Origin of the sequence: Mesorhizobium sp. M7A.F.Ca.AU.002.02.1.1 (assembly GCF_003998535.1) — a bacterium.
Taxonomy (GTDB): Bacteria; Pseudomonadota; Alphaproteobacteria; order Rhizobiales; family Rhizobiaceae; genus Mesorhizobium; species Mesorhizobium ciceri.
The window spans coordinates 1-7564 of the sequence record NZ_RZPB01000254.1 but is presented as its reverse complement, the minus strand read 5'-3'; the positions used below and the strand labels follow the sequence as shown (position 1 = coordinate 7564).

The 7564-nt window shown below is 65.5% G+C and carries 5 protein-coding genes; 3 read left to right on the top strand and 2 right to left on the bottom strand.

Translation table 11 applies throughout. The annotated features are described in order from the left end of the window. Positions 1-1898: heavy metal translocating P-type ATPase (locus tag EN879_RS16970; protein WP_127274142.1), on the top strand; the 1898-nt coding region annotated here is incomplete at its 5' end. Between the two features lie 61 nt (positions 1899-1959). Here EN879_RS16970 and EN879_RS16965 read toward each other — a convergent pair. Together EN879_RS16965 and EN879_RS16960 are read right to left on the bottom strand one after the other, a co-directional pair. After that, a complete protein-coding gene (locus EN879_RS16965) occupies positions 1960-3144 on the bottom strand; it encodes an MFS transporter (protein ID WP_024505485.1) in 1185 nt (394 codons plus the stop codon). Positions 3145-3289: 145 nt separating this feature from the next. Then, positions 3290-4954 (bottom strand): Na/Pi cotransporter family protein, encoded by a 1665-nt coding sequence (locus EN879_RS16960; protein ID WP_013530146.1) that lies wholly within the window; start codon positions 4952-4954, stop codon positions 3290-3292. A gap of 387 nt (positions 4955-5341) precedes the next feature. Between EN879_RS16960 and EN879_RS16955 the strand changes: the two genes are divergently transcribed. Both EN879_RS16955 and dnaG read left to right on the top strand, forming a co-directional pair. Beyond that, entirely contained in the window at positions 5342-5713 is a 372-nt protein-coding gene (locus EN879_RS16955; protein WP_013530147.1) for an RcnB family protein, read from the top strand. A 141-nt stretch (positions 5714-5854) separates the two neighbouring features. After that, positions 5855-7564, top strand: a 1710-nt coding sequence (gene dnaG, locus EN879_RS16950) for a DNA primase (protein ID WP_127274141.1), incomplete at its 3' end; no start/stop codon positions are given.

Below are 7564 nucleotides of genomic sequence, written 5' to 3'. Positions count from 1 at the left end.
ACGATCCCGATCCCGATCAGGGCCATTCCGAGACGGGGCAGGCGTGGTGGCGTTCCCGCCGGGCGGTGCTGACGCTCGCCTGCGCGGCAGCGCTTCTCGCCGCATACGGCATCGGCCATCTGTTCCCGGTGGCGGAACGCGGGGTGTTCCTGGCCGCGCTGTTGGTCGGCCTGGTGCCGATCGCACGGCGCGCGCTGATGGCGGCATTGGCCGGCACGCCGTTTTCGATCGAGATGCTGATGACCATCGCGGCGATAGGCGCCGTGATGATCGGTGCCACTGAAGAGGCCGCCGCCGTGGTGGTGCTCTTCCTGATCGGCGAGCTTCTGGAGGGTGTCGCCGCCGGCCGGGCGCGGGCGAGCATCCAGGGACTTGCCGATCTGGTGCCGAAGACGGCCTTGGTCGAGCGCGCAGGCGGCACATCGGAGTGTCCCGCCGAAGACCTTGCGGTCGGCGACATCATCCTGGTGCGGCCGGGCGCCCGCATCCCGGCCGATGGCGAGATCATCGAGGGCGCGAGCGAAATCGACGAGGCGCCGGTGACCGGCGAGAGCACGCCGAAGCGCAAGGGCGTTGCGGACGCCGTCTTTGCCGGCACGATCAGCACCGATGGCGTGCTCAAGGTGCGGGTGACGGCGGCCGCTTCCGACAACACCATCGCCCGAATCGTGCGGCTGGTGGAGGAGGCGCAGGAGGCCAAGGCGCCGACAGAGCGCTTCATCGACCGCTTCTCGCGCACCTACACGCCGGCGGTGCTGGCGGTCGGTGCGCTGGTGGCATTGTTGCCGCCGCTGCTTGCCGGCGGCGACTGGAACGAATGGATCTACAAGGGCTTGGCGATCCTGCTGATCGGCTGCCCCTGCGCGCTGGTCATCTCGACCCCGGCGGCGATCGCCGCGGGCCTTGCGACCGGTGCGCGGCGTGGCCTATTGATGAAAGGCGGTGCGGTGCTGGAAGGCTTTCGCCGGATCACGGCGGTCGCCTTCGACAAGACCGGTACGCTGACCGCAGGCAAGCCTGCCGTCACCGACATCGTGGCGTATGGAAGGGATGAACGCACCGTGCTGGCGCTGGCGGCAGCACTGGAGCAGGGCTCCAGCCATCCGTTGGCGATGGCGATCCTGGACCGGGCCAAGGCCGACAAGGCGCCGGTGCCGCCGGCTCTCGCGGCGAAGGCAATCTCGGGCAAGGGTGTCGAGGGCAGCGTTGGCGGCGTCGCCGTCTTCCTCGGCTCCGGCCAGGCGGCGGGCGAACGCGCCGACATGACGCAAGCGCAGCGCCTCGCCGTCGACAGCCTCAACGGCCAGGGCAAGACGGTGTCAGTGCTGGTCGCCGATGGCGTGGTGGCCGGGCTGATTGCCATGCGCGACGAGCCGCGGCCGGATGCTGCGGCCGGGATCGCGGCGCTGAAGGCCGAGAGCATCCGCGCGGTGATGCTGACCGGCGACAACCGCCGCACGGCGCAAGCCATCGCCGCTTCGCTCGGCATCGAGGCGCGAGCGGAGCTGTTGCCCCAGGACAAGCAGCGCATCGTCGGCGAATTGCAGCGCGAGGGTTTCAAGGTCGCCAAGGTCGGTGACGGCATCAACGACGCGCCGGCGCTCGCGGCCGCCGACATTGGCATTGCCATGGGCGGCGGCACCGACGTGGCGCTGGAGACCGCGGACGCGGCGATCCTGCACGGCCGCGTCATGGACGTCGCGCGTATGGTGAAACTGTCGCGGGCGGTGATGGCCAATATCGGCCAGAACATCACCGTGGCGCTGGGGCTGAAGGCGGTGTTCCTGGTCACCACCATTTTGGGCATCACCGGCCTGTGGCCGGCGATCCTGGCCGATACCGGCGCGACCGTGCTGGTCACCGCCAACGCCATGCGCCTGCTGCGCTGGCGCGGGTGAAGCGCTTTTGGTTGATCACGATCTTTTCGGAAAACCGGCGTCCACTTTTCCGGATCGTGATCTACTCGGCTGGGGCTGTCAGCGGCGGCGTGGCGTTGCTGCGCCCTTCCCAGACATAAGAGGCGAGCGCCACTGCCACGGCGACCAGCATGGCGATGGCGCCCAGCAGCGGCAGGCTGCGGTAGCCATAGCCGCTGTTCAGCATCGCGGCGCCCAACGAAGCGGCCAGCGCGATGCCGACATTGAAGCCGGAGGGAATGAGCGACGAGGCGAGGTTGGAAGCATCTGCCGTCCAGGCCAGGATGCGGGTCTGGATCGGCGTGCCGATGGCGAAGTTGAGACCGCCCCAGATGACGATCGCCACAACCATCGGCAGGGGATAGGGGCTGACGGCATAGATCACGCCAAGCGTCACCGCCTGCAGGGCCAGCATGGTGATCAATGACGGCATCAGCTTCCAGTCGGAGAGCTTGCCGCCGAGGAAGACGCCGAGCGTCGCGCCGACGCCGTTGAGCAGCAGCACCCACGGCACCAGGTTCTCGTCGAGACCGGTGACTTCGAGCAGTGTCGGCGTGATGTAGGTGAACAGGCCGAACTGGCCGATCATCAGCATCAGCATCAGGATCAGCGATGTCCAGACCTGCTGGCGGGCCAGCACGCGGACCTCGCGGGCGAAACCGGCGGGCTTGGCCGATGAGCCGGTGGTGCGCGGCAAAAGGGCTGCCATGGCAAGCGTTGCCGCGACACCCAGCGCGCACATCACCCAGAAAGTCGCACGCCAGCCCCAGATGTTGCCGATCGCGGTGCCGGCCGGCACGCCGATGACGTTGGAGACGGTGAGGCCGGACAGGATGACGGCGACAGCCATGCCGCGCTGGTCCTCGCGCACGAGACCGACGGCAACGACCATGGCGACGCCGAAATAGGCGCCATGCGCGACCGCCACGGCAATGCGCAACAGAAGCATCGAGGTGAAATCGGGCGCCAGCGCGCAAGCCGCCTGGCCAATGGTGAAGGCGATGGCTAGGCCGAGCAGCAGGCTCTTGCGCGACAATGACTTGGTGGCGAGCGCCAGCAGCGGGCCGCCGATGGCGATGCCGCCGGCATAGCCGGAGACGAGATAGCCGGCGGAGGGAACCGAGACGCCCAGGCCTTGCGCCACCTGCGGCAGCACGCCGGCAATGACGAATTCGGTGGTGCCGAAGGCAAAGGCGGCGATGAACAGGGCGATGAGCGGAAGCGACATGGGGAAGCCTTAGCTGGAAGCGCCTCAAACCACGGATGGGCTTTGCGGGCAATCCAGAAATTTTTGTCGCGAGTTTAGGTTTTCTTGAATTGGATGCGAGCAGCCGCTTCCCTTCTCCCCAGGGGAGAAGGGAAAGTGGCGCTTCTCAGCTCGCCTTCAACCGCGACCCCGTCAGCAGGCCGCGCTCTTCAAGCACCGGATAGGCCATCGAGGCCAGCAGCGAATTGATCTGTTTCAGGTCGCGGATGGTGTCGAGATGGATCGAGCTGGTTTCGACGCTCTTGGCGGTGCCGTCGCGCAGCCGCACGAAATGGCTGGCGCTGGTTTCCTTTTCGCGGTCGCGCAGCCGGTCCTTTTCCAGCACCAGCTGACGGGCGGTCTCGGGATCGCGCGACACCAGAACGTTGAAGGCAAGCCGCGCATTGGCCAGAACCGAGCCATGGAAGGCGCACAGCTCGGCCCAGCCCTCGTCGGTGAATTCCAGTCCGCGCTCGAACTTCTTCTTCACATGCACCAGCATGTTGCGCACGATGATGTCGCCGACCTGCTCGAGCTTGACGCAGGCGCCGATCAGTTCCTGGCAGCGCAGCGCCTCGTCCTCGGTCAGCGGGTTCCTGGTCAGTTTGGCGAGGTAGAGCTTGATCGCGGCGTGCTTGCGGTCGACGCGGTCGTCGAGTGCGGCCAGCGCCTTGATCTTGTCGGCGTCGGCACTTTCATAGAGTTCGATGATACGCTTGAGCATGATCTCGATCGTCTCGCAGACCCGCACCACCTCGCGGGTGGCATTGGCCAGCGCCTGGCTCGGCACGTCGAGCGCGCTTTCGTTGAGCGCGGACAGCTCGACGACGTCAAGCGAGGCGGCCGGCACGGGCTTGGTGCCAAGTGCGACGATCTTCTCCGAAGCGCGGTAGACGAAGCCTGCCAGCGGCAGGCCGGCGAGCAGGATCAGCACATTGAACAGGATGTGGGCATTGACGATCTGGTCCGCCGCCGTCGAACCGAGAAAGGCGAAGTGCGGCCTGAAGATCATGACCAGGATCAGCATGACCAGCGAGCCAAGCCCGCGCATCAGGAGATTGCCGATCGGCACGACGCGCACCTCGGGGCTCGACGAACGGGTCAGCATCGGCGCGATGATCGAGGAGCCGAGGTTGACGCCAAGGATGAGAACGACGCCAAGTTCGGGCGTGATCAGGCCACGGCCTGCCAGCGTCGCCATCAACAGCACCGCCGCGATGCTCGACTGGAACAGCCAGGTGATCAGTGCCGCCAGCAGATAGGCGGTGATGGAATCGGTCGAGAAGTAGTTGATGATGACCGGCATGAGCTGGCTGTTGCGCAGGGGCTCCGATGCCTGGCCGATCATCTCCAGCGAGAGGATCAGAAGGCCGATGCCGACCAGGATGCGGCCGGACTGGCGCCAGTCGCGCCGCTCGGTGGCCATGAACATGACCGTGCCGGTGATCAGGCACAGCGGCACCAGCAAGGTGAGGTCGAAGGTCAGCAGCTTGACCACCAGCGCCGATCCGATTTCGGCGCCGCGCACTGCCAATTGACCCGCGGCGCCAGAGACGATGCCAGAGCCGGCGAAGGAGCCGACCAGCAGCGTGACGGCGGTGGAGCTCTGCAGGGCGATGGCAAGGCCGGTGCCGGCCAGCACCGCCATGATCGGATTGCGCATGGTGGCGCGGAGGCGATGGCGCAGCACGTCGCCATAGGCGCGTTCAACGCCGGTCTTCACCATGCGGGTGGCAAACAGCATCAGCGCCACGGCGCCGGCCAGATGCAGAAGGACGACGGACCCGCTCATTTCGTCCCCCGCATGCAAACAGGGCGCCCGCCCTGTTTTGCGTGGCGATCAGAAGGAAAAACGAGGGAACGAATCATGTTCATGGCGGTGACTTATAATAGCTCGAATATTTTAGCCGGATAATAAAATCTTGTCGATTTCAAGGGCCGTTGCCGCGCGACAGGCGGTGTCGGAAAATGGACGGACGCGCAAATGGTTGCATTGCTGGGCGGGCGCGAAGCGGCGGATAGGCCGAGTTTGCGGTGCGACTGGCTCCTGCCTTTGCGATCATGTTCAGCTTCCTTGGGTAAATCAAGGAATCCATTACATAATTGTAATGCGTGCGTTCAGTTTCGGTTCATCGATGGGCAGCTACTGCTTCGATATCGACAACCAAGGAGACTTCTCATGAAACGCATCGTCCTTTCCGCACTCGCTTTCTCGATGCTGGCCGCCACGTCGCTCACCGGCCAGGCCGCACCGCTGAATGCGCCGAACGCGCCGCAGTCGAACTACAGCCAGGTCGACTGGCAGAAGCCCGGCCACCACAGCGATGTGAGGAAGCGCGTTTACAAGAAGAAGGTCGTCGTCGTGAAGCGCAACAACTGGCGGCATGGCCAGAAATATTCCGGCTGGAAGCGCCATCAGCCGATCCGCGACTATGGCCGCTACGGCCTGCATCGCCCCGGCCGCGGCCAGGAATGGATCCGCGTCGGCAACGACTATGTGCTGGTCGGCATCCTCTCCGGCGTCATCTTCGGCGCGCTTGCCGCGCATTAATCGGCACCTTGCCGGACATTGAAAAGGGAGGCGGCCCGCTACGGCCGCCTTTCTTTTTGCCTGTGGAAACCGGGTATGGCCCGCATTAAGGGTCGTCGGATTTCGCGGGCGTGATTATATAATCGGGAAACGAGTTCCCCGATGCGCTTTCCACCCGCCTTCCTCGACGAGATACGCGACCGCGTGCCGATTTCATCGGTGATCGGCCAGCGCGTCGCGTGGGACCGCAAGAAGACCAACGCACCGCGCGGCGACTATTGGGCCTGCTGCCCGTTCCATGGCGAGAAGAGCCCTTCCTTCCACTGCGAGGACAAGAAGGGCCGCTACCATTGTTTCGGCTGTTCGGTCTCGGGCGATCATTTCAAGTTCCTCACCGAACTGGACGGGATGAGCTTTCCCGAAGCTGTGGAAAAGATCGCCGACATGGCCGGGGTGCCGATGCCGGTCCGCGATGCGCAGGAGGAGCGGCGCGAAAAGGAACGCGCCAGCCTGACCGACGTCATGGAGATGGCGACCGCCTTCTTCCAGGAACGGCTGCAGGGACCGGAAGGCGCCAAGGCGCGTGCCTATCTGCGCGACCGCGGCCTGACGCCGGCGACGCAGCAATCGTTCCGGCTTGGTTTTGCGCCCGACAGCCGCAATGCGCTGAAGGAGCATCTCGCCGCCAGGGGCGTGCCGAAAGCCGATATCGAGGCCTGCGGACTGGTGCGCCACGGCGACGACATCCCGGTTTCCTATGACTGGTTCCGCGACCGCATCATGTTTCCGATCCCGGATTCCAGGGGGAAGATCATCGCCTTTGGCGGCCGCGCGCTGCAGCCCGATGCGCTGGCCAAATACATGAACTCGCCCGACACCGAGCTCTTCCACAAGGGCAACGTGCTTTATAATTTCGCCCGCGCCCGCAAGGCCTTGGCCAAGGGCGGCACGGTCATCGCCGTCGAAGGCTATATGGATGTCATCGCGCTGGCACAGGCCGGCTTCGAGAATGTCGTGGCGCCGCTCGGCACCGCGCTTACCGAGAACCAGCTCGAGCTGCTGTGGCGCATGGCGCCGGAGCCGATGTTGTGCTTCGACGGCGACAAGGCCGGGTTGAAGGCCGCGTGGCGGGCCGCCGACATGGCGCTGCCGTCGGTGCAGGCCGGCCGCTCGGCGCGTTTCGCGCTGCTGCCGGAAGGCAAGGATCCCGACGATCTGGTCAAGGCCGAAGGACCGGATGCGTTTCGTAGCGTTCTGGCCGAGGCGCGGCCGCTGGTCGATCTTTTATGGATGCGTGAGACGGCGGGCGGCGTCTTCGACACGCCGGAGCGGCGGGCCGAGCTTGAGAAGACGCTGCGCGAACTGACCAGCCGCATCCGCGATGAAAGTCTCCGCTACCATTATCAACAGGAGATGCGCGAGCGCGTGTTGAGCTTCTTCGGCTCGCAGCGCGGCACCAGGCAAAGCGGCCGCCAGGATGGGCGCCCGGGCCAGGGCAAGGCAGCCGCTCCCGGCGGGCAGTTCGCCAAGAGCGGTGGCGGCCGCATTGCGATCACCGAAAGTCTCGGCCAGTCGGCTTTGGTCAAACGCGGCGGCGAGGGGATGTCGGTGCGCGAGGCGACGATCATCGTCGCATTGGTCAACCATCCGGCACTGATCGACGAGAATTTCGCCCATATCGAGTTTCTCGATCTCGCCAACTCCGATCTGAGGCGGCTGCATGCGGCAATCCTCGATGCAATGGCGCATGACATGGCCAATGACCGGCAGGCGGTGATTGCGACGATCGAACGCGCCGGCTGCGCCGAGATCTGGGAGCGGGCCGTCGGGTTGATCCGGCGGATGCGGCAATGGCCGGCGCTGGAGCTGTCT

What these genes read in the sequence shown, in the direction of transcription:
- EN879_RS16965 (WP_024505485.1), bottom strand. Translation starts at nt 3,144, where the DNA reads ATGTCGCTTCCGCTCATCGCCCTGTTCATCGCCGCCTTTGCCTTCGGC.
- EN879_RS16960 (WP_013530146.1), bottom strand. Translation starts at nt 4,954, where the DNA reads ATGAGCGGGTCCGTCGTCCTTCTGCATCTGGCCGGCGCCGTGGCGCTG.
- EN879_RS16955 (WP_013530147.1), top strand. Translation starts at nt 5,342, where the DNA reads ATGAAACGCATCGTCCTTTCCGCACTCGCTTTCTCGATGCTGGCCGCC.